Raw genomic sequence first — 22,738 nt, forward strand, 5'->3', positions numbered from 1 at the left:
AATTAAAAAAGGTAAGTATGAGTAAAAAGTTTTTATTTTTAATAGGCTTGTTGATTATAACAATCACAGCTAAAGGGCAAACGCAACGTATTGATTCTACTGCTGTTTTTATATTAAACAGAACTACTGAATCATTGCAGTATATAAAATCATGCAGCTTCAAATCGACATTGACTTATGATGTTTTTAATGAAAGCCTGGGTTTAATCAAGCATTCTGTAAATGAAAAAGTATCGATTAAATTTCCAGATAAAATGAAAATCATTTCGTCAGGTGATAAAGGAAATCGAAGCTTGTGGTACAATGGCAAAACATTGAGTTATTACTCTTTTGATAATAATACGTATGCCGATACGCCAGCACCCAAATCAGTTATTGAAACCATTGATGAAACCAGCAAGAAATTTGGAATCGAGTTTCCGGCTGCTGATTTTTTCTATGAATCGTTTCTAGATGATTTGAGATCAGAACAAGGAAATTTGATCTATTTAGGAAAAACAATCATCGATGACAAAGAGTGTTATCATATTGCAGGAACAGATAAAAACAAAAGTTTTCAATTCTGGATTTCGAATGATGATTTTTTTCTGCCTCTAAAAATGGTGATAATTTATACTAGCGATAAAGATAAGCCACAGTACGAAGCTGTTTATAAAGATTGGATTATAAATCCTGATTTTCCTGATTATATGTTTGAATTTATAGCACCTCCAAAAGCTTCAAAGGTGAAAATTTTACCGAGAGAGATAAAAAAATAATCATAATAATTCTACAATCATGAAATTAGATCTATTAAAACATATAAAATCCTTGATTCTTGCTGTAGTATTTGTAATAATGCTATTACCAGAATCTGCAAATGCACAGCGTTTCGGGCATTTTACTCCACATGCCGTAATGCCAAGGCCAATGCCATTTCATCCGCCGGAGCCAAGACCGATTCCTCCGGGACCGCGACCTATTCCGCCAGGGCCAAGACCTATTCCACCCGCACCAAGACCAATACCGCCACATCCATATCCTAGGCCATTGCCTCCACCGCCGTTTCACCCGTATCCGGTACCATATCCCTATATTTATCATCCGTTTGTTCCGTACTATTGGGGACCAACTTGGTATCCAATCGGGTTCTTTGCGGCGACATTAACGACGGCTGCAATTGTAATTACGATAGAGAACAATCAGTATAACTATGATGAAGGAGTTTATTATGTAAAAGATTCTGGCGGATACAAAGTGGTTCCTGCGCCAATTGGAGCGACAATTTCAGAACTGCCAAAAGGCTATGTCACGATTAATGTCTCGGGAAAAGACTATTACTATTATGGAGGAACTTATTATACTAAAGACTCCACTAAATATAAAGTGATAAATGCACCTGTAGGCGCTGTCGTTACGCATCTTCCCGAAGGTTCTGAAGAGAAAACAATAGACGGGCAAAAATATATGATTTACAATAATGTTTATTACCAGCCCATATCAAAAGATGGGCAAGACAGTTATGTTGTTGTTCAAGGAAAATAAAACAAAAACTGTGAGCTTGTTTCTATTATAAATTGTGCCTAATTATGTCTAACGAAATAAGTAAGAATTTTACGATTCTGCTATGTTAATTAAAGAAAATAATTTATCTTTGAGACTATGGTAATGTATTGTATTATAGCATTTTGTGTAAAACTCACACTTGTTTAATACGATTTTACGCTCATTTTAAGATTTGTTGAATTTTAATAATTTCAAGTTAAACAAAATTTAATTGCTAATTTAAAAAATTACAAAATGAATATTAAAAGAAAGAATCTTCGAATAATAATCCCAATACTTTTTTTGGGTTTAATTTACAGCTGTTCACCAACAGTAAGTGTTACTACAGATTATGATCATGCTGCCAATTTTGGCGAATATAAAACATTTGCGGTTTATGATTTAAGAGCACAGGAAGGACAGGTAAATCAGCTAAATGTTGATCGGGTTACAAAGGCAATTCGCGCAGAGATGATAGCCAAAGGATTTACAGAAACCAGCAGTAACCCAGATTTAAAAGTAAATGCTGTTTCTATCCTAAAAAACAAAACACAAGTTACAGCCGACAGCAATTTCTATGGTTACGGCGGTATGTATCGTCCGTACGGATATTGGGGAGGAGGCGCCATGATGGGTGGCGGTTCTACCACATTTAATACCTACGATTATGTTGACGGATCACTGGTAATTGATATTGTATCAACCAAAACACAAAAACTGGTTTGGCAAGGCATCGGAAATGCTCAAATTGACAGTAAACCAGATAATCCAGAAGAATTTATTGCTGGTGCTATCAAAAAAATATTAGCAGGTTTTCCTCCAGGAGCAGCAAAAAAATAGCTTAAGGCTTGTTCTATAAAAGTTATGCTTATCTGTAGCAGGATAAGTATAACTTAAGCAAAGTACGCATCACTTTCTTAGTTATTCTTTTTAATAAGATAAAGATATTCCATAACCTAAGCTTAAATATATGCTCGATATAGTACTTTCACTTTTCTTTTTTATAGCTACATTGGTTGGCTTTGCAACATCGTTTATGGTCTTGTTTTCGAAAAAAAATTATTCAAAAAGTTTTTTCTTAGGCCTATTCCTGTTCAGTCTAGCAGTTGTAAGTATCTATAATTTTTATTTATCGGCCAATATTTTTAAGCACTTCCCTGATCTTTTTATGATCACAAAATCCTTTATCTTTTTAGTAGCTCCTTCTGCTTTTTTATATGTGAGAAGTGTTTTATTTTCAGATCGAATATTTAAAAAACACGACTGGCTTCATTTTTTGCCTTTCCTTTTATATTTCAGCTTAACGGTTTTTGTCTGGATAGGAAATGTTATTGACCTTCATATTGCAGAACACCTTTCGGCTAAAATAAAAAGTCCTTTCTCGATGCTGAGTTTAACGATTTGGCTTATGTACGCATTTTGTCAGACAATGATGATTTTGAGTTATGATTTAAAAAAATTCAAAGAAAATCATTTTAATCGTATCAAAGTTTTAAGCTGGATCAGGCTATATAATTTAATGATATTATTTTTGTTCTCTACACTTTTTGTTCATTATTTCTTGACTAATAAGATCGACAGTATCGATTTCTCCTGTTACATTCTTATTTCATCTGTACTTGTTTTTACTGTTGGATGGCTCTATTTTAAGCCACAGATTTTTTATGATCCGAATGAAGAAAATGAGATAGAAGATAGTGCTGAAAATTTTGATTTGAAAGAAAATCATCTGATTCTGATAAAATCATCTGCAAATAAAAACGTCTTGCCCTTGATAAAGGAATTAACAGATGAAAAAAAACAAATATATCTGGACAAATTAGAAAGCATTTTTGCCTCAGAAGAGCTCTTTTTAAAGAAAGATTTAGTAATTCGAGATATTTCAGATGCTACAGGAATCTCAGTACATCATATTTCTAATTTAATTAATTCAGAGTTCAACCTGCACTTTCAGGATTATGTGAATTTAAAGAGAATTGAATATTTCAAAGAAAAAATAAACGACCCAGAATGGAAAGATCTATCTCTTGAAGGCATGGCCTGGGGTTCTGGTTTTAAATCGAGAACAACATGTTTTAGAGCTTTTATAAAACATACCGGGAAATCGCCTTCAGAATACTTCAAGGTTATTCGAATAAATCCTGATAAAACAAATACTTTTTATTTAAAACAATCTTCAAACTGAGAAACAATGTTTGCAGAGATTGGTTGTCAAGGCTCATTAATTTTTAATACGAATGCAATGAAAACGAAATTAAATCAACAGCGACAAGCAATAAATTCAGTTTTTTTACTCTTCATATTGGTTTGTTTTTCCGCCAATGCGCAGCTAAAAGGCGGTCATATTCTTGGCGCCATGGGACTGCAGTCCGGAACGCAAACCCCAGCAAATACACTTAGTGTTTATATTCCAGGATATTTTTATACAGCCTCGTCTTTAAGAGATGCCAACGGAGACAAAGCAATTGTAAATCCAGATTTAACCATGACGATTACAGGCGCGGGTGCATCGTATGTAAGTGATTTTAAAATTTTAGGAGCTAATTACGGAGCGACTATTTTGCTTGCTTTTGCCGCCAATACAATTCAAGGAAATAATACAAATGTAAATAACTCTTTAGCTTTTACAGATATGTATGTACAGCCGCTTCAACTGGGCTGGCATCATAAAAGGGCTGATTTTGTCTTTAGTTATCAAATGTATTTGCCAACCGGAAAATTTGAAGCTGGAGCTTCAGACAACAGCGGTCTGGGCATGTTTATGAATGAATTTTCAGCAGGAACAACTTTGTTTTTTAACGATAAAAAAACGTTTCATTTTTCAGCTTTAGCATCTTACGAAATAAATGGAAAAAAGAAAGATACTGATATAAAAACCGGAGATATTTTAAGTGTTGAAGGCGGTTTGGGAAAAACATTTTATATGATGAATGCTGAAAAAACGGCTCCAACCGGAATATTAAATGCAGGTTTAATTTACTATCTGCAATACAAAGTAACCAGCGATAAAATTCCACTGCCGATTGTTGGTGTTGTAGAAGGTGAAAAAGACAGAGTTGGCGGTATTGGTGCTGAGATCAATTATTTTCATATTGGCTGTAAAACTTCTGCTGGATTACGCTGGATAGGCGAGGTCGATGCTATAAACAGATTTCAAGGAAATACCTTCTTTCTTACTTTGGCCCATGTATTCAGCTTTAAAAAAGAATAATGCTCTAACAGAATTTAGAGAATAAGAGGAATTCTAAAGCGAGTAAAATGAGAAATAAATAGTCAGATTCTACTACTATGAAAAAAACAAAATCCTTTCAGAAAATCATTCTCGCAAATCTCTTTTTTATTTTATCATTTTCAATGGTAGGACAAAAATATAAAATCAGTGTTAGAGATTCTCTTGATCATGCTATCGATTTAAGCGATTATATTATTTATGCACACGGTTTTATAGTCGTGCCAACTGTCATAACAGAGCCTGCTTTAGGCGGAATTGGCGGTGCAATTGTGCCAGTTTTTCTTAAAAAACACGCGCCAGTTATTGATGAAAACGGCAAAAAACGATTTATAAATCCAGATATCACGGGTGGAATCGGAATGTATACCGGAAATAAAAGCTGGATGGTAGGCGGTTTTCGTTCAGGAAGTCTTATAAAATCCAGAATATTATATCGTGTTATGGCCGGTTATGGCGATATGAATTTATCTTTTTATGCCAACAATTTGCCAAACCAAAAGGATCAGGAATTTAAGCTCAATTTTAAATCTACTGTTTTTTATACACAATGGCTAAAACAATTCAGGAATGCAAAATGGAGTGCTGGTCCTCAATACCTCTTCTTGAATTCTAATATCAAATTGCCCGACATAAACCTCCCACCGCCTTTTGTACAGCCAAAAGATGTCAATAGTTTGGTAAGCCAATTAGGAGGTGCGATTCAGTTTGACGGTCGGGATAATATTTTTACACCTGATAAAGGAGTCAGAATTCAGTCTGATTTCTTTTGGTCAGATAATGCAATTGGAAGTGATTATGATGCTTGGCGATTGAATTTTTCTGCCATTGGTTATACGCCGATAACCGAAAAATTAATTCTCGGACTTCGGTTTGAAGGTGAACAGGCTTTTGGAAATCCACCGTTTTATTTATTGCCAGGAATTAATTTAAGAGGAATTCCGATGGGAAGATATCAAGGAAAAACAAGTTTAGTGGCTGAAGCCGAATTCCGATGGGATTTTTACAAGCGATGGAGTATAATGGGCTACGCTGGTGGTGCAAACGCTTTTGATGACTGGGATCAAGCCTTTGATAAACCTTTAGAATACAGTTACGGAACCGGTTTCAGGTATTTATTAGCGCGAAAATTCAAACTAAGAATGGGAGTTGATGTTGCAAAAGGACCGGAAGATTGGGCGTATTATATTGTTTTTGGAAGTAATTGGCTGAGATAAATGTTTAATTAAAAATTCAAATTCGCGATAATTGCTACCGGAATTTGAATTGATGTTGGCAGTAAAAAAACTTTATTTCTTCCAATACGGTTTAATAATTTTGTTTTCTTTATGGCTTAAAGCCAATAATATAATCGTACCAACAGAGCAGAATAATAATGCCTGAATTGATCCTTCAGGACCAAATTCACCGCCGGTAATCCATGCAGAACCTTCTATTTTTGAAACCAGAAGACTTGTTCCTTTTTCATTTCCCGATGTTATGGCTCCAAAAATTCCAGATTGCATAAAATTCCACGCAAAGTGCAAAGCGATCGGAAACCATAAATTGCGGCTGTAAATATAAGCTGCACCTAATAATAAACCCGCCTCAATAGCAACAGATAATCCAGAAAGTAAAGTAGCATGCAGATTTACTAAATGCAGTGCGCCAAAAATCAATGCCGAAATAAACAGCGCTGCATAACTTCCGAGTTTTTCTTCCATAACTCTAAAAAGGATTCCGCGAACTAAAATCTCTTCAATGATTGCAGCAGTAAAAGCCACCGTAAGCGGAATAACAATAAACGAAACAGGATTTAGAGCAGTAACCATATAATCGCCATTTATATAAATAATCCAAATGGTCAGTGATTGCAAAACAACTCCAATTAAAATTCCGATGATTAAATTTCGCCCAAGTCCTTTTAAAGCGAATTCTGTTATTTCTCTTTTTTCATATTTTTTAAAGAAAATAATATAGCTTGTTAAAGCTAAAGCAGAAACAATAATTCCTTTTATAAGATTTCTTAAATCGCGGTTAATTGGTGTTAAGAGCAATAATTTTCCAGCAATAGCCTGACCAATATTTATAAAGAGAAGACAAACGATTAAGGCTAATACAATTTTGGTTAAAGGGAAATTAAAGATTTTTTGTTTTGCAGTTAAAGTTTCCATTTTGATTTGGTTTAGGTTTTAATTTGAAACAAAGGTATATTACACCTAAACCAAAAAATAGAATGAAATTTGCCTCTTATAATTTTTGGAATTGTTTGGGTAAAAATCCGGTTTGATTTTTAAAAGTTCTGATAAAATGACTTTGATCTGCAAAACCGCATTGAAAACTTATTTCAGTCAAATTACTTTGGTTAGATGCTATCAGCGAAAGCGAACGGTCAATTTTTATTCTGCGCATGTATTCGCCCAAAGTACAGCCAAAATATTTCGGAAAATGTTTTGAAATCGTAATCGGATTCAATTGTAAAACTTGCGCTAAATCTTGCAGATTGGGATTTTCATTCCAGCAGTCGTTTAGCAACTCGGTTAAGCTTTTAACCCAAAACGGACTTTTTTCAAATTTTTCTAAATGATTTACTGAGTTTGATAATTGCGCAAACAACATATTAATGGTGTCGCCAGAAAAAGCATCGGCAACAAGAGATTCTTTAAAAATCTTTAAAATTAAGAATTTGGCAAGTGATGCATTTTGAAGCGATTTCTCAATAATAGCTTCGCTTATTTGAAGTTCTTTCAGCAGATTTTCTTCAATTTCAATATTAATATTTTTAGATGGAAAAAGCGTATTGTGATTGAGATGAAGTTCATCACTATGATAAAAAAGTAAAGAACCCGGACCAACTGCTTCGCTGTAATTTTTTCGTTTTTCAGAGGTACCACCTCGCAAAAAAAGAGTAATATGTGCATTATTGTGCGAATGCCAGCCATCGTAAACCTTATTTTGATACTCGGTTTCGACCACTGCAATTCCTTGCATATTGTTGAATATGTTTTTGGTATTTCCTAAGTATTTCTCTTTTTCGAGTTCGTACATATTCAGTTTATTGCAGGCAGAATCAAGAGCCAAAATACCACTTTATTTACATATAAATTTACTGTTTATGTTTTTTAAAGTTAAGTTTCAATTCATTTCAAAATTATCCAATTATCAAATTGACACATTCTCTAATTAGAAAATTGTCTTTTGCATATTTTGTAAGGTTTTATAGCTTAATAAAAACATTGTGTAAACATTAACGCGAAAGTGTTAGTTTTTTTACTTATTATTTAATTGATTTGTAACAAAAATTAATTAAAGGTTACTAATAAGTTAACTATTTAAATCATTGATTATGTATAAAATTACGATGAAATCAGTTTTCGTTGCATCGGCTTTTTTAGTTGGTGTGAGCAGCTGTTTTGCGCAGGATGTTTTGGTGAATTCGCTAAAGCTAAATGCAAGTGATAAAAGTAAAGAGAACTTTAAATTCACAGAGCAGATTAATTTAGGAACAACTTCGGTAAAAACACAAGGTTCTTCAGGAACTTGCTGGAGTTATTCGACAAACTCTTTTTTAGAGTCAGAAATGATTCGTTTAGGAAAACAGCCGGTAGAATTATCTCAAATTTACGCAGCGAGAAATGTGTATGTTGAAAAAGGAATTAATTATGTGCGTATGCATGGAGCAGTTACTTTAGGTGACGGAGGCGCTTTGCATGATGTAATTAACATGTATAAAAAATACGGAACGGTGCCAAGAGAAGTTTACACAGGCTTAAACTATGGAACTGATAAAAATAAATTTGGCGAAATGGCTGCACTTATCGAAGGTGTTTTAGGTGCTGTTGTTAAAAACCCAAATGGTGAATTAACACCAAACTGGCAAAAAGCATACGCTGCTGTAATCGATTCTTATTTAGGAAAAGTACCGGATAATTTTACGTATAAAGGAAAAAGTTATACGCCGCAATCTTTCGCTAAAGAAGTAGTTGGAATTAATCCTGACGAATATATCGAAATGTCATCGTTTACAACTTCTCCATACTACCAAAAAACAACAATGATGGTGCCGGACAACTGGTCATTTGATCAGGTGTATAATGTAAAAGTTAATGACATGACTGATGTTATCGACAACGCATTGAAAAAAGGATATACTGTAGCTTGGGCAACTGATGTAAGTGAGAAAAGCTTTAGCTGGAAAAACGGTGTAGCTTATGTTCCGATGAAAAAATTCGATGACATGACCGCTGAAGAAAAAGCAGATATGTTTAACGGACCAAAACCAGAACCAGAAATAACGCCAGAAATGCGCCAAGCTGCGTTTGATAATTATACAACAACAGACGATCACGGAATGCATATTATTGGTCTAGCCAAAGATCAAACCGGAAGAGAATATTACATCGTAAAAAATTCTTGGGGAGAAACAAACGACTACAAAGGTTTCTTGTTTGTAACCAAAAATTTCGTAAAATATAAAACTACTGCTTTGTTAGTAAATAAAGGAGGAATTCCAACTGAGATTGCTAAGAAGTTAGGGGTTTAAGAATTTATTCTAAACATTACTAGTTTTAAAAAAAGCTTCACTAATAGTAGTGAAGCTTTTTTTTATAATTTTTTTTATTGAAATCGAAATGAAAATCACCACTTAAACGTGTTTATAAGTACTTCAAAGATGTTATAGTGCTATAAATCAGAAAATTATGTAAATTTATATCACCAACCACAAAATGAGATCGACATGAAAACAAATGCAGTGCTTTTTGTAGCAATTGTATGTGTTTTTCCTTTTTACTGTTTTGCACAGCATAATGTTTCTAATGCACCCATAATTGCGACAACAGGAAATACACATTCACCGTCCGAGAACAAATCAAATAATGATCTTGTTATAGTGGGATATTATGTAGAAGAAACGATAAATATGACTTTTGGGAAAAGGGTTACTAAATATGAAGTTTCAAAACTAGACATGGTCTATACAAATGACCTGGGCCCAAACAATACTAGGGTTGTAATGCCCATTTACAGAAAACCCAAAGTAAAAGCAGTCGAAGCCAGCCTCCAATCAAAAAAAATAGTCGATACAATGTCTGCTGCTATTCAGCCCATAAAAGTTGAAGTAATAGCGCCTACGCCGTACGTAAAGATCGATGTTGCTGATACGTACGGAAAAGTTTTAGACAAAGGTTATAAATCGGCAGAGATGCTCAAGAAAGTGGCAGATCGAGCTTATTTTGAAGGCGATCTGGCAACAGCAGCTAAATACTACGAAGAATTACTGGCTATGGATGTGCAATTAGACGATATGTATTATTATCGTTACGCACAGTCCCTAAAAGGAATCGACCAGACAGAAAAAGCAAACGAAGCCATGCTTTTATTTGAAAGTAAAAATATTGGGAATAATGTGGTGAGGCATAATAAAGTTGTGAGGAATTAATCTTTACTATAAAACAAAAAAAAGACTATCATGAAAATGATAGTCTTTTTTTTAAGCTCCCCCTCTTGGGCTCGAACCAAGGACCCTCTGATTAACAGTCAGATGCTCTAACCAACTGAGCTAAGGAGGAATCACCTTAAAGGTAAATATGTTTGCTAAAAAAAGTTGCTCCCCCTCTTGGGCTCGAACCAAGGACCCTCTGATTAACAGTCAGATGCTCTAACCAACTGAGCTAAGGAGGAAGTTGTTGCTCTTTTTAGCGAGTGCAAATATAGTTGATTTTTTAATTTCCCAAAAATATTTTAACTCTTTTTAAAAAATATTTTTTCTACTTGACAATCGCCTTATAAATATCGTTTCCGTTGGCGAACAAAAGCAGTGCGATAAGTAGAACGAAACCAACCATTTGGGCGTTTTCAAGGAATTTATCACTCGGTTTTTTACCGCTGATAATTTCGTATAATAAAAACATCACATGGCCTCCGTCAAGTGCCGGAATTGGCAATAAATTCATAACTCCAAGCATAATTGACAATAAAGCAGTGATCGACCAGAACGTTTCCCAGCTCCAAGAACTCGGGAAAATGTTAAAAATCGCTGCAAATCCACCCACTTGCTTGTATGCTTTTGTTTCTGGATTAAAAATCATTTTCAATTGTTTTCCGTAACCAATCAATTGATTTTTTCCTTTTTCAAGTCCAACCGGAATCGATTCTGCAAAACTATATTCTTTTGTGCTGATTTTGTAGTAACCCAATTTTTCTAAAGATTTAATATCTAAACCTCCAGGAGCAACTCCAAGTTTTCCTTCTTTAGAAACTTTTACCGTAATTGTAGTTTGTTTTAAATCACGCAAAACTACTGCAGGAATCGTTTTGCCTTTATTAGCACTCAAAATTGCTTTCACCTGATCAAAGTATTTCGCTTGCTGACCGTTTAGTGTCACAAACAAATCTTTTGCTTTTAATGACTTATTCTGAGAGTCCTCAGCAACCGCTCCAACAACAAAAGGTATTCTTGGTGTAATCAATAAGCCTTTCTCGTATTTTGACATTTGATCAACAAAATCCGTAGGGAATTTAACGGTCTGCTGTTGTCCGTTTCTTTCGATCAAAATTTCTTTTGCCATGACCACTTTCATGTTCGTGTCATCATCAAAATTTTCAATTTTCTTGCCGTCGATCGAAATTATTTTATCACCTGTATGAATCCCTGCTTTTTCAAGTGCTGGATTTGTTACATACACGCCATCTTTCAAATCGCCATTTGCTACATAAGTTTCGCCATAAGCAAACGCCATTCCGATATAAATAATAAACGCCAAAATAAAGTTTACGGTAACACCGCCCAACATAATAATAAGACGCTGCCAAGCTGGCTTAGAACGAAATTCCCAAGGCTGAGGCGGAAGCGCCATTTGCTCCTTGTCCATACTTTCATCGATCATTCCAGAAATTTTCACATAACCTCCTAATGGAAGCCATCCAATTCCGTATTCTGTTTCACCGATTTTCTTTTTTAATAGAGAATATTTAACATCAAAAAACAAGTAAAATTTTTCGACTCTGGTTTTAAATAATTTAGCAGGAATAAAATGTCCTAATTCGTGAAGAATAATAAGTAAAGATAAACTCAATAGAAATTGAGAGAGTTTGATAACTATATCCATTTTGTATTTTTAATTCGTATTTAACGCACAAAAGTAACGTTTCTATTTTAATTTGATAGTGCAATATAAGACATAAGGTTTTAAATGTTTGTTAATTAATAAAAATTAGATTTTTACTTTTAACAAGATGGTTTAACTTTACTTTCTTAAAGGCAATCCTATTCATTGGTAGCCTAAAACCATTAAAAGTTACATATTTATGGCTTCGATATTATTTTCTCCACTTTCCATCAAAAAAATCACTTTAAAAAATAGAATCGTAATTTCTCCAATGTGTCAATATTCTGCAGTTGACGGATTTGCAAACGATTGGCATTTGGTTCATTTAGGCAGTCGTGCGAGCGGAGGTGTTGGCTTGATTATTCAGGAAGCAACAGCCGTTTCTCCCGAAGCCCGAATTTCGCCAGCCGATTTAGGAATCTGGAAAGACGAACACGTTCAAAAATTAAAAACGATCAACGAATTTATCGTTTCTCAAAATTCAATTCCCGGAATTCAGTTGGCGCATGCCGGCAGAAAAGCAAGTGTTTCAGTTCCGTGGGAAGGAAATAAAAAATTAGATTTCGCTCAAGGCGGATGGCAAACGGTTTCTTCGAGCACGATTCCATATCATGAAGGGGAACCATTTCTTCCAACAGCTTTGGATAAAAACGGAATTCAAAAAGTAGTTGCAGATTTTAAAGCAGCCACAAAAAGAGCGCTCGAAGCAGGTTTTCAGGTTGTAGAAATTCACGGCGCACACGGTTATTTACTGCACCAATTTTTATCGCCTCTAACAAACGAAAGAACTGATGAATACGGAGGAAGTTTTGAAAACCGAATCCGATTTACATTAGAAATTGTAGGCGCTGTTCAATCAGAATGGCCATCGGATTTGCCTTTATTTGTTCGAATCTCAGCTACAGATTGGGCAGAGGGCGGATGGAATCCGGAAGAATCGGTAAAACTTGCCGCAATTTTAAAAGAAAAAGGAGTAGATTTAATTGATGTTTCGTCTGGCGGATTGGTTTCGCATCAAAAAATTACACTTGGTCCGGGTTATCAAGTTCCTTTTGCAGAAAAAGTAAAAAAAGAAGCCAATATTTCAACCGGGGCAGTGGGTTTAATTACTGAAGCCAAACAAGCCGAAGAAATTTTAAATAAGGGTCAAGCCGATTTAATTTTATTTGCCAGAGAATCATTAAGAAATCCGAATTTACCTTTAGATTTTGCTAAAGAATTAGATAGTGATATTCAGTGGCCAAAACAATACGAGAGAGCTAAAATCTAAATTTTATTAGTCACAGATTAAAGTGATTTCTTTTTAATGTTTTTCGCCACTAATTACACGAATTTATTTAAGTTTTTGAACTTTATAATAAATGTAACTTAGTGAAAGTCATAGCAACAAAAAATTCTTATAGTCATAATAATTTGTGTCAAGAAAAAAACATACACCATGCAAAAAATAAAAACAGCACTATTATCATACGGCATGTCTGGGAAAGTTTTTCATGCGCCCTTTTTAGATATTCATCCGGGATTTGAATTATTAGGTTCTTGGGAAAGAAGCAAAAAACTAATTCAGGAAGATTATCCCTATGTAAAAAGTTATCCTTCAATCGATGATTTACTAGCAGATGAGGTTGATTTGGTAATCGTAAATACACCTGTAGGAACGCATTATGAATATGCTAAAAAAGTGCTTTTGGCCGGAAAACACGCCGTAGTCGAAAAGGCATTTACAACAACTGTGGCTGAAGCTGAGGAACTAGCTAAAATTGCGAAAGAAAAAGGATTGAAATTATCGGTTTTCCAAAACAGAAGATGGGACAGCGATTTTAAGACTATTCAAAAAATAATTAAAGAAGGAACTTTAGGAGATTTGGTCGAAGCAGAATTTCATTTTGACAGATACAATCCGTTATTGAGCCCGAAAGCACATAAAGAAACCGTTAATGACGGTGCCGGAATACTGAAAGATTTGGGTCCGCATTTAATTGATCAGGCGGTTTGCTTATTTGGTTCGCCAAAAGGAGTTTTTGGAGATATTCGCTATACAAGAGAACATTCTTTGGTCGACGATTGGATCGATTTGTTATTGATTTATGATGATTTTAGAGTACGCTTAAAAGCCAGTTTTTTTGTGAAAGAAGCAAATCCGGCCTATACCATTCATGGTAAAAAAGGCTCTTTCTTAAAACCTCGCGGTGACGTTCAGGAAGATGATCTAAAAGTAGGTAAAAAACCAAATTTAGAAACTTGGGGAACAGAATCTGAAGATTTGCAAGGACTTTTGAATACTGAAATTGACGGAAAACAAATTCGTGAAAAAGTGCCAACGCTTCAAGGAAATTATTTTTCATTTTTTGACGGGGTTTACGACGCAATCGCAAACGACAAAACAGAACCGGTTACGGCACAAGATGGCATAAAAGTAATGCAGATTATTGAAGCTGCAATTGCGAGCAGTGCACAGCAAAAGGTGATTAATTTATAAATAAAATTGACCTACTGATTTAGGAGTTAAACAGATTTTTAGAGATTTTTATCTTTTAAATTGAAAAGTAAAGACGCACCAATAGTGCGTCTTTTTTTATGCGAACATATAGAAAAACTTTGTTCCTTTGCCCCTCAGAACCTTAGTTTCTTAAAGAATTTATAAACATATAACGTTATAAATTCAGGATCTGAAAGCTATCCATAGGTCATAAAGCAAGATTTTAGTACTTTTATAGTATCAACCTAAAATGCAATATTTTGATCGATTTTAATCCATTATCACTTTTTCAGACCAAAGGTAAAATCAAGAAAGTCTATAGAGAGGCAAAAGCTTCTTATCTAAACCGAATTCGTTTTGCCGTGGGAATGTTTTATTTCGGGATGGGATTAAGTTTTGCGACATGGGCAAGCCGAATTCCAGATATTAAAACTGCCTTGCATTTAACCGAAGGCGATTTAGGCTCTATACTTTTTGCACTCCCAATGGGGCAATTGGTAATTATGCCTTTTTCAGGAAAAATGGTAACTAAATTTGGGAGCCACCGTATTTTGATTTTCTCCTTAATAATGTATGTTTTATGTTTGGCTAATTTAGGTTTGGCAACAACAGCCTTGCAATTATCTTTAGGCTTGTTTTTGTTTGGGTTATTTGGAAATCTTGCCAACATCGCAGTAAATACTCAAGGTGTTTATACCGAAGTGCTTTTTAGAAAAACAATCATGTCATCATTTCACGGTATGTGGAGTTTTGCTGGTTTTACCGGCGCTTTAGTCGGATTAGGAATGCTGGCTTTGAATCTTTCACCATTACATCATTTTTTAATTGTTGGTGTCGTAGTCGTACTGATGGTGGTTTTTAATTTTAAATTTTTGGTCAAAGCCAAAGAAAAACTCCAGCATAAAAATAGCGAGAAGAAAAAATTATTCACAAAACCAGATACAGCTTTAATTTGGCTTGGCGTAATCGGTTTTTGCAGTATGGCCAGCGAGGGTGTGATGTTTGACTGGAGCGGAGTTTATTTTAAAGATATTGTGCAAGCGCCAGGACCATTGGTAGTTTTAGGATATACTTCATTTATGATTATGATGGCCAGCGGGCGCTTTTTAGGCGACGGCTTGATCAATAGATTCGGGCGTGAACGCGTCATGCAGATTAGCGGTGTCATGATCTCTGCCGGACTTTTTACAGCAGTTTTTCTTCCCTACATCATTCCGTGTACAATTGCTTTTATGGCTGTTGGTTTAGGAGTCGCTACAATTGTTCCAACGGTTTACAGTATGGCAGGTAAAAATCCAACAGTACCGCCTGGAGAAGCCTTAACGATTGTTTCGAGTGTAAGTTTTCTTGGTTTTTTAATGGGACCTCCTGTAATTGGGCACATCGCGCAAAATTTTGGACTTCAATTTTCTTTTGCTTTTATCGGAATATTTGGCGTGCTGATTGCTTTTATGGTTTCTAAAATTAGAACTTCAGCTTAAGTTTTTTATTTAAAAAAAACAAAAAATCCACAAATCTATTAAATTAATTTCAAATTTCAACCAAAACATTAGTAGGAAATTTTGTATATTTTTAAATATTTCTTGTACATTTGAATTTCAATTCAGAGCCAAAACCTGAATTCAATTTTTTTCCAAAAACCAATTTTATCTTTTGAATAGGATTAATATCCAAAATCTATTTTCAAAGTAAATTGGGATTTTTCATGAGAAAAAAATACTTGGTCTTTTTATTTTTACTGCCTCTTAATTTTGTTTTTGCACAAGAAGAAACGACTTTTTTTGGATTCGTCATTGATGCCAAAACTCAAAATGCAATAGAGAATGTTGTGGTTTCTATTCAAAATTCTTCTCTAACACAACTTACATCAGCAGATGGAAGATTTGAACTGCATTCTCAAATAAAAGGACAGCAGCTACTTTTAATTCACAGTCAGGGTTACAAAGATTTACTTTTAAAAATAGAATCCAATTTTGGATTTAAGGTTAATCTAGGAATATTACAGCTAGAAGATACTTTTTCTGATGAAACTCCGGCCGCATTAATCACATTATTAGACAGCGATTTTTCAGAAGATAACAGTTCATCCGAAATGACTTCTGGATTGCTTCAATCTTCAAAAGATGCTTTTATGCAGGCTTCCGCTTTTAATTGGGGTCAAGCCCGATTTAGAGTTCGTGGTCTCGACAGCGAAAACGGAACCATGATGCTAAACGGCATGATCATGAACAAAATTTATGACGGAAGACCACAATGGAGCAATTGGGGAGGTTTGAATAATGTACTTCGGAATCAGGAATTTTCTGTTGGTGCGGCAACTTCAAATTATACTTTTGGAGGCATTTTAGGAACACAGCAGATATTTACACGAGCATCGATGTATAGAAAAGGCGGAAACCTTACCTTTTCAGGAAGCAATACTACATACAATTGGCGAGCTGTCGGATCTTATGCTTCTGGAATGAATGCGTCAGGTTGGGCGTATGCCATTTCTGCAGGAAAACGCTGGTCTGAAGAAGGTTTTTTTGAAGGGACAAATTTTAATGCAGACTCATTTTTTATATGTGTCGAAAAAAAATTAAATGCTAAACAATCTTTGAATTTTACAGGATTCTACACACCAAATTCACGCGGAAAAAATTCGGCTAATACCAATGAAGTTAAACAATTGACGAATGAAAAATACAATTCGTACTGGGGCTGGCAAAGCGGTAAAAAGCGAAATGCGAAAGTAAAAAATGTAGAAGAACCATTATTAATGCTCAATCATTATTTAAAAATTGATGATAAGACAAATTTGAATTCAGCTGTAATGTACCAATTTGGAAAAGTGGGCAACAGCAATATTGATTATCAAAAAGGCCACAGTCCAGATCCTGTTTATTATAAAAAAATGCCAAGCTACTTTACTTCACTTTACGCAAAGGATCACGGAGAATTCTCAGGAGAATTTACGCCCGATTATGAAAGTGCCGAAAAAAGTAAAATGACTTTTTTGGATAATTCCCAAATCGATTGGGAGTCGATGTACAGAGGAAATCAAACTATAATGGTAAATTCTGAAGGTGATATTTCAGGATTTGAACCAGCACAAAGTCATTATGTTTTATACGAAGATCGCACTGATGACAAAACTTTTGCGGCAAACTCAAATTTAAATGCACAGCTTACTTCAAATATCTTTTTTGATGCAGGAGTGACTTTTCGAAATTTAAAATCGCATAATTTTCAATATCTATTAGACTTGCTTGGAGGATCATATTTTGAAGATATTGATCCATTTTATAAAGGAAATCAGTCGAAATCAGATTTGCAAAATCCAAATCGTCAAGTAAAAGAAGGAGAGGTTTATGGATACAATTACAATTTTTTAGCCAACACAATTGATGCTTTTACGCAGTTTAGATTCTCCTACAAAAAGACAGATTTTTATCTCGCACAATCGTATTCGATGTCCAATTATCAGCGAGAAGGATTGTATCAAAACGGAATTTACTCTTCAAATTCTTTAGGAAAAAGCGATATGGTAAATTTTGAAAATTTTGGTTTCAAAGGTGGATTTACCTATAAAATTTCAGGAAAACAATCACTGTTTTTTAACGGATCACACCTTACAAGAGCACCTTCCCTCCGAAATACTTTTTCGAATTCCCGTCTGAATAATTCTATCGTTTCCGGAATTGAAAGTGAAAACATAAGCAGTGCCGAAGTAAATTATGCCTATCGTTCGCCTAAGCTTAAAATGCGTTTGACGGCGTATTATGCTTTGATTAAAAACAGTACAAAAACTTCCTTTTTTTATGCTGAAGGAATTTTTGATAATGGAGCAGGTAATGATGCTACAGCTGCTTTTGTAAGCCAGACATTAACGCACATGAACAAGAAAAATATTGGAACCGAGCTGAGTTTTGAATATCAGATTTCATCAATATTAAAAACTACTTTATCTGCAGCGTATGGTAATTACACTTATGACAGCAATCCAGATGTTGCAATAACGAATGATGCAAATGCAGTAAAGCCAGGTGCACAGACCACTTTTGATTTTGGAAAAGCTTACCTTAAAAATTACAAGCAAGCCGGAATGCCTCAGCAGGCTTATTCTGTAGGACTAGAATATCGAGATCCAAAATTTTGGTGGCTGGGGGCAAATATTAATTATCTGGCAGAAAGTTATATTGATGTTTCTCCAATTGCAAGAACGGCGCAATTTTATATCAATCCAGCAAATGGTTTTCCGTTTCCGGAAGCCACAAAAGAACGTGGAGATCAATTGCTAAAACAGGAAAAATTCGATCCAATTTCATTGCTAAATATTTCAGGAGGAAAATCTTGGCGTATTTACGGTAAGTATGTTGGACTTTTTACAAGTGTAAATAATGTGTTGAATCTGACTTATAAAACTGGTGGTTTCGAGCAGGCTAGAAACGCCAATTTTAGAGCTTTAAATCAAGATGTTTCCAGCGGAACTCCCTCTTTTGGACCAAAATATTATTACGGATACGGCCGAACTTATTTCTTAAATCTTACGATCGGCTTATAAATTTAAAACAGAATTATCATGAAGAATATATTTTTGAACTCATTTTTTGCATTGTCAGCAATACTATTTTGGAGTTGTAATAATGAAATTGAAACTCCTAAATTAGAATGTACACAACCCAATTTTACTGTAAATAAAACAGTAGAGAAAGTGTATGAACTTTCAGGAAATGTCGCCAAACAATATGTATATGATGATATCGTAGAAGCTTATGTAGTGTCAAGTGATGAAGACGGTAATTTTTTTAAGAGTATTTCATTTCAGACTTTGGCAACAGAGAAAATGTCTGCCATCGGTTTTAGCGTGCCTGTTGATGCATCAAATACGTATATAGATTATCGTGTTGGGAATAAAGTCTATGTGAAATTAAAAAATCAGTTTACAGATTTATATTATGGCGGATTGCGAATTGGGAGTTTATATGTGAGTAATGCTGGAGATCCCACTATTGGCAGAATTTCCCAAAATGAATATAAAAATGTCTTGAATGCCTCTTGCACCGTCATAAATGAAAATCAATTGGTAGAAAAGCTTTCTATAGAAGAAGCATTAGCTGACAGTAAATTAAATACATTAATAGAACTTACAGATGTTGAGTTTACAGAAGCGGCGCTAGGCCGTCATTATTTTGAAGAAACAAATAATGTTGGAGGTTCAACTAACTGGAATCTGCGTGATAAAACAGGAAATCAAATTATTTTTAGGACAAGCAATTATGCGAATTTTTCAGATCATTTAGTTCCAGAAGGCAGTGGTACTGTTCGTGGTATTTTGACAAAATTCGGCTCTGATTATCAAATGATGATACGTTCGGAAAAAGATGTTGTGATGAATGGAAAAAGAAATGTTCCTTTCTTTGCAGAAGATTTTCAATCCGTAAAAAATAACGTGAATTTTACGTTGCCTGGCTGGAGCAATGTTGTAGAAAAAGCTACCAAATTATGGAAAAGCATGGTTTATAGCGGAAATGGTTACGCAGAGTTTAATACCACAAGCACAACCGCCGCAGAAAATGTTGCTTGGCTGATTTCTCCTAAAATTAATATGACAAATTATAAAAATGCAGTGTTGTCTTTTAGAAGCGCACAGCATGATTTAAAAGTAGATTCACCTTTAAATTCTCTCGAAGTCTATGTTTCAACAAATTTTGACGGCTCGAACGTTACGAAAGCAAAATGGACAAAACTAGAAGCTAAATTTCCAAACATTTCAACTCCTTCCCGTCAATTTATAAGCTCTGGCGGGATAGATTTATCAGCTTATTCTGGAAATATTAATATTGGATTTAAATATATTGGATCTGGAAAAGACAAAACATTAAACGGTGCTTTTATGGTTGACGACGTTAAAATTTTTGGAGAAAAATAAGTTCTGCTTTTTTAAAAATATAATTAAAGTATTGATTTTTAGACAATAACCTAATAATACACAGTTTCTTACCTTAAAATTGTTAAAATTTAATTGGATTTTGTATTTTGGTCATCCCAAATCGATACAAAAACTATGAGAACCTACTTTATCGCCATCTTGATGATGGTATTTCCATGCTTACTGCACAGCCAGGATCAAGACGCTCCTGTTCGATTAAAGCAAATCAATATTGTAAAAACAAACTATCAAAACTCTAAGGATGGTGAGATTGTAAACAAAACTTTTGTGTTTAAGGAAGGAAAAATACAAACTATTACTACCTCTGATGTTGTGCAGCACTTCTTTTACAACAAAGCCGGATTGCTGGATATGACTGTAAAAGACAAAGTAGGCAGCGACTGGAAAGAAGTTGTAAATTATACTTATGACGCAGATAATAACATTATTAAATTTGTAAAAAAATATCAGGACGGTCCTGATTACATTACAAAAGTGGTGACTTTTGCTTACGAAGGCGCAAGAATAAAGGTAACCACTAAAAAGAGTACAAACCATCAGAATTTAGTTGAAGATCTTGAATATATCGTCGAAAACGGCATTATAGTAAGACGTACTTCGCGCGACAAAAACAAACAGATTAATGGTAAAATTGAATATGTTTATACCAATGATAATGTTGTCAAGCATAAAGGTTTGGTTGGAGATAAAATCTCTAAAACCTACACTTTTGACGATAAAAAATCTGTTGATCAATTAATTGTTCAGAGTTTATTTGGTGATAATTATAAAATTATTGTACCGATGATTTCGTATCATGAAGATGAGTTTAGTTTTGAGTCAATCTCGTATAATAATGAAGTAAACTTTAGCCCGTCGTCTACGGCATTGGTTGCTGTAAGCAGAAAATACAAATACAATAAATTAAACTTTCCCATCTTCTGTTCGCAGATTGAGGAAAACGGAATTGTAAAAACGGAAAAGACCTTTATTTACGAATAAATTCTCTTTCCAGAATATTTTAACAAACCATTTAGAAATCGAGTCTTGCTTGATTTTTAAATGGTTTGTTTTTTTGAGAATATACTAATTTCTTAAATAGAACTTAAAATCAAAATTCTATAAGGTTTAGTGTCTCACAAATCATTAAATTTGCAACTTATTCAAAGCTATGTTAGATAAAGAAGTTATAAATTTTGAGAGAACTGCTATTGTAGGTATTGTGACTCAAAATCAAAGTGAAGAAAAACTTAACGAATATTTAGACGAATTAGAGTTTTTGACTTTTACCGCTGGTGGTGAAGTGATTAAGCGCTTTTCGCAAAAAATGGAACGCCCGAATCCTAAAACTTTTATGGGAACGGGAAAAATTGAGGAAATCAATCTTTTTGTAAAAGAAAACGATATATCAACATTAATTTTTGATGATGAATTGTCGCCTTCTCAACAAAAAAATATCTCTAAAATTATTGATTGTAAAATCTTAGACAGAACGAATTTGATTCTGGATATCTTTGCGCAAAGAGCTGAAAGTTCTTATGCAAGAACACAGGTTGAATTAGCACAATGTATCTATTTATTACCAAGACTTTCTGGTTTATGGACACACCTTGAACGCCAAAAAGGTGGTATTGGTATGCGTGGTCCTGGAGAAACAGAGATCGAAACAGACAGACGTATTGTTCGTGACCGAATTTCGTTGTTGAAAGATAAAATCAAAACGATTGATAAGCAAATGGGAGTACAGCGCAGCAATCGCGGCGCGATGGTTCGTGTAGCGTTGGTTGGATATACGAATGTTGGAAAATCGACTTTGATGAATGCTATTGGTAAAAGTGATGTTTTTGTTGAGAATAAATTATTCGCAACTTTAGATACAACAGTTCGAAAAGTGGTAATTAAAAACTTGCCATTTTTACTTTCTGATACAGTAGGTTTTATTAGAAAATTGCCAACTCAATTGGTTGATTCTTTTAAAAGTACACTTGATGAGGTTCGTGAAGCCGATTTGCTATTGCATATTGTTGATATTTCGCATCCAGATTTTGAAGATCATATTGAATCTGTAAATCAGACTTTGCAGGACATTAAAGCGCATGAAAAGCCAGTAATCATGGTTTTCAATAAGATTGATGCCTACAAACATTTGACGATTGATGAAGATGATTTAATGACGGAAAAAACACCTAGACATTATACGCTTGACGAGTGGAAAGCAACTTGGATGCATCGTTTAGGTGAAGACAATGCATTGTTTATTTCGGCTACAAATAAAGAAAATTTTGAGGAATTTAGAGAAAGAGTTTATGAAGCTGTTCGTCAGATTCATATTACTCGATTCCCATATAATAAATTCTTGTATCCAGATTATAAAGATGCAATCGAGAAAGAGGATGAACAAGATGAAGAATAAAAATAAATTTTACTGCAAAGAGCGCTAAATTATATTAAATTATTTTTACAAAGCAAAAAGTTCGCAAAGCTATATATAGATTTAGCTTTGCGAA

18 protein-coding genes and 2 tRNA genes are annotated in these 22,738 nt (G+C 34.3%); 15 read left to right on the top strand and 5 right to left on the bottom strand.

All coding sequences use genetic code 11. The annotated features are described in order from the left end of the window. Positions 1 to 17 precede the first annotated feature (17 nt). The 6 genes from IRZ83_RS06970 (at position 18) to IRZ83_RS06995 (ending at position 5,970) form a co-directional block, all read left to right on the top strand. Positions 18 to 758: a DUF2092 domain-containing protein gene (locus IRZ83_RS06970; protein WP_194567739.1), complete on the top strand. Its 741-nt coding sequence runs from the start codon at positions 18 to 20 to the stop codon at positions 756 to 758. Between the two features lie 19 nt (positions 759 to 777). Next, on the top strand, positions 778 to 1,524 hold the full coding sequence (locus IRZ83_RS06975; protein WP_194567741.1) for a DUF6515 family protein: 747 nt from the start codon (positions 778 to 780) through the stop codon (positions 1,522 to 1,524). 255 nt (positions 1,525 to 1,779) lie between these two features. Beyond that, the gene (locus IRZ83_RS06980; protein WP_029271488.1) at positions 1,780 to 2,364 is read left to right on the top strand and encodes a DUF4136 domain-containing protein; all 585 of its coding nucleotides are present in this window, start codon (positions 1,780 to 1,782) and stop codon (positions 2,362 to 2,364) included. Between the two features lie 328 nt (positions 2,365 to 2,692). Continuing rightward, positions 2,693 to 3,709 (top strand): helix-turn-helix domain-containing protein, encoded by a 1,017-nt coding sequence (locus IRZ83_RS06985; RefSeq protein ID WP_228515117.1) that lies wholly within the window; start codon positions 2,693 to 2,695, stop codon positions 3,707 to 3,709. A gap of 57 nt (positions 3,710 to 3,766) precedes the next feature. Continuing rightward, entirely contained in the window at positions 3,767 to 4,735 is a 969-nt protein-coding gene (locus IRZ83_RS06990; protein ID WP_194567745.1) for a transporter, read from the top strand. Positions 4,736 to 4,812: 77 nt separating this feature from the next. Beyond that, positions 4,813 to 5,970, top strand: coding sequence for a BamA/TamA family outer membrane protein (locus IRZ83_RS06995; protein WP_194567747.1), 1,158 nt, complete (start codon positions 4,813 to 4,815; stop codon positions 5,968 to 5,970). 72 nt (positions 5,971 to 6,042) lie between these two features. Here IRZ83_RS06995 and IRZ83_RS07000 read toward each other — a convergent pair whose 3' ends face one another. Together IRZ83_RS07000 and IRZ83_RS07005 are read right to left on the bottom strand one after the other, a co-directional pair. Then, positions 6,043 to 6,906, bottom strand: coding sequence for a CPBP family intramembrane glutamic endopeptidase (locus IRZ83_RS07000; RefSeq protein ID WP_194567749.1), 864 nt, complete (start codon positions 6,904 to 6,906; stop codon positions 6,043 to 6,045). A 76-nt stretch (positions 6,907 to 6,982) separates the two neighbouring features. Beyond that, positions 6,983 to 7,813, bottom strand: a complete 831-nt coding sequence (locus IRZ83_RS07005; protein WP_194567751.1) for an AraC family transcriptional regulator — start codon at positions 7,811 to 7,813, stop codon at positions 6,983 to 6,985. Positions 7,814 to 8,078: 265 nt separating this feature from the next. Between IRZ83_RS07005 and IRZ83_RS07010 the strand changes: the two genes are divergently transcribed. Together IRZ83_RS07010 and IRZ83_RS07015 are read left to right on the top strand one after the other, a co-directional pair. Beyond that, positions 8,079 to 9,275, top strand: coding sequence for an aminopeptidase C (locus IRZ83_RS07010; RefSeq protein ID WP_029271494.1), 1,197 nt, complete (start codon positions 8,079 to 8,081; stop codon positions 9,273 to 9,275). A 195-nt stretch (positions 9,276 to 9,470) separates the two neighbouring features. Next, entirely contained in the window at positions 9,471 to 10,172 is a 702-nt protein-coding gene (locus IRZ83_RS07015) for a hypothetical protein (protein ID WP_194567753.1), read from the top strand. A gap of 56 nt (positions 10,173 to 10,228) precedes the next feature. On the opposite strand, the gene IRZ83_RS07020 is transcribed toward IRZ83_RS07015, so the two are convergent. From IRZ83_RS07020 to rseP, 3 genes are all read right to left on the bottom strand, one after another. Continuing rightward, positions 10,229 to 10,302, bottom strand: a tRNA-Asn gene (locus IRZ83_RS07020). A gap of 38 nt (positions 10,303 to 10,340) precedes the next feature. Next, positions 10,341 to 10,414: transfer RNA gene (locus IRZ83_RS07025), tRNA-Asn, on the bottom strand. Positions 10,415 to 10,500: 86 nt separating this feature from the next. Further along, positions 10,501 to 11,841, bottom strand: coding sequence for an RIP metalloprotease RseP (gene rseP, locus IRZ83_RS07030; protein ID WP_194567755.1), 1,341 nt, complete (start codon positions 11,839 to 11,841; stop codon positions 10,501 to 10,503). A 199-nt stretch (positions 11,842 to 12,040) separates the two neighbouring features. Here rseP and IRZ83_RS07035 point away from each other — a divergent pair, with 199 nt between their 5' ends. The 7 genes from IRZ83_RS07035 (at position 12,041) to hflX (ending at position 22,644) form a co-directional block, all read left to right on the top strand. After that, a complete protein-coding gene (locus IRZ83_RS07035) occupies positions 12,041 to 13,111 on the top strand; it encodes an NADH:flavin oxidoreductase/NADH oxidase (RefSeq protein ID WP_194567757.1) in 1,071 nt (356 codons plus the stop codon). Positions 13,112 to 13,279: 168 nt separating this feature from the next. Further along, positions 13,280 to 14,320, top strand: coding sequence for a Gfo/Idh/MocA family oxidoreductase (locus IRZ83_RS07040; protein WP_194567759.1), 1,041 nt, complete (start codon positions 13,280 to 13,282; stop codon positions 14,318 to 14,320). A 260-nt stretch (positions 14,321 to 14,580) separates the two neighbouring features. Continuing rightward, on the top strand, positions 14,581 to 15,801 hold the full coding sequence (locus IRZ83_RS07045) for an MFS transporter (RefSeq protein ID WP_194567761.1): 1,221 nt from the start codon (positions 14,581 to 14,583) through the stop codon (positions 15,799 to 15,801). 224 nt (positions 15,802 to 16,025) lie between these two features. Then, positions 16,026 to 18,863 carry a carboxypeptidase-like regulatory domain-containing protein gene (locus tag IRZ83_RS07050; RefSeq protein ID WP_194567763.1) on the top strand — a complete coding sequence of 946 codons (2,838 nt, stop codon included), beginning with the start codon at positions 16,026 to 16,028 and terminating at the stop codon, positions 18,861 to 18,863. 18 nt (positions 18,864 to 18,881) lie between these two features. Further along, positions 18,882 to 20,231, top strand: coding sequence for a DUF5689 domain-containing protein (locus tag IRZ83_RS07055; RefSeq protein ID WP_194567765.1), 1,350 nt, complete (start codon positions 18,882 to 18,884; stop codon positions 20,229 to 20,231). Positions 20,232 to 20,366: 135 nt separating this feature from the next. Continuing rightward, positions 20,367 to 21,233 carry a hypothetical protein gene (locus IRZ83_RS07060; RefSeq protein WP_029271502.1) on the top strand — a complete coding sequence of 289 codons (867 nt, stop codon included), beginning with the start codon at positions 20,367 to 20,369 and terminating at the stop codon, positions 21,231 to 21,233. Between the two features lie 169 nt (positions 21,234 to 21,402). After that, a complete protein-coding gene (gene hflX / locus IRZ83_RS07065; protein WP_029271503.1) occupies positions 21,403 to 22,644 on the top strand; it encodes a GTPase HflX in 1,242 nt (413 codons plus the stop codon). Positions 22,645 to 22,738 lie beyond the last annotated feature (94 nt).

It is taken from the genome of Flavobacterium sp. JLP, from assembly GCF_015350755.1.
Taxonomy (GTDB): domain Bacteria; phylum Bacteroidota; class Bacteroidia; order Flavobacteriales; family Flavobacteriaceae; genus Flavobacterium.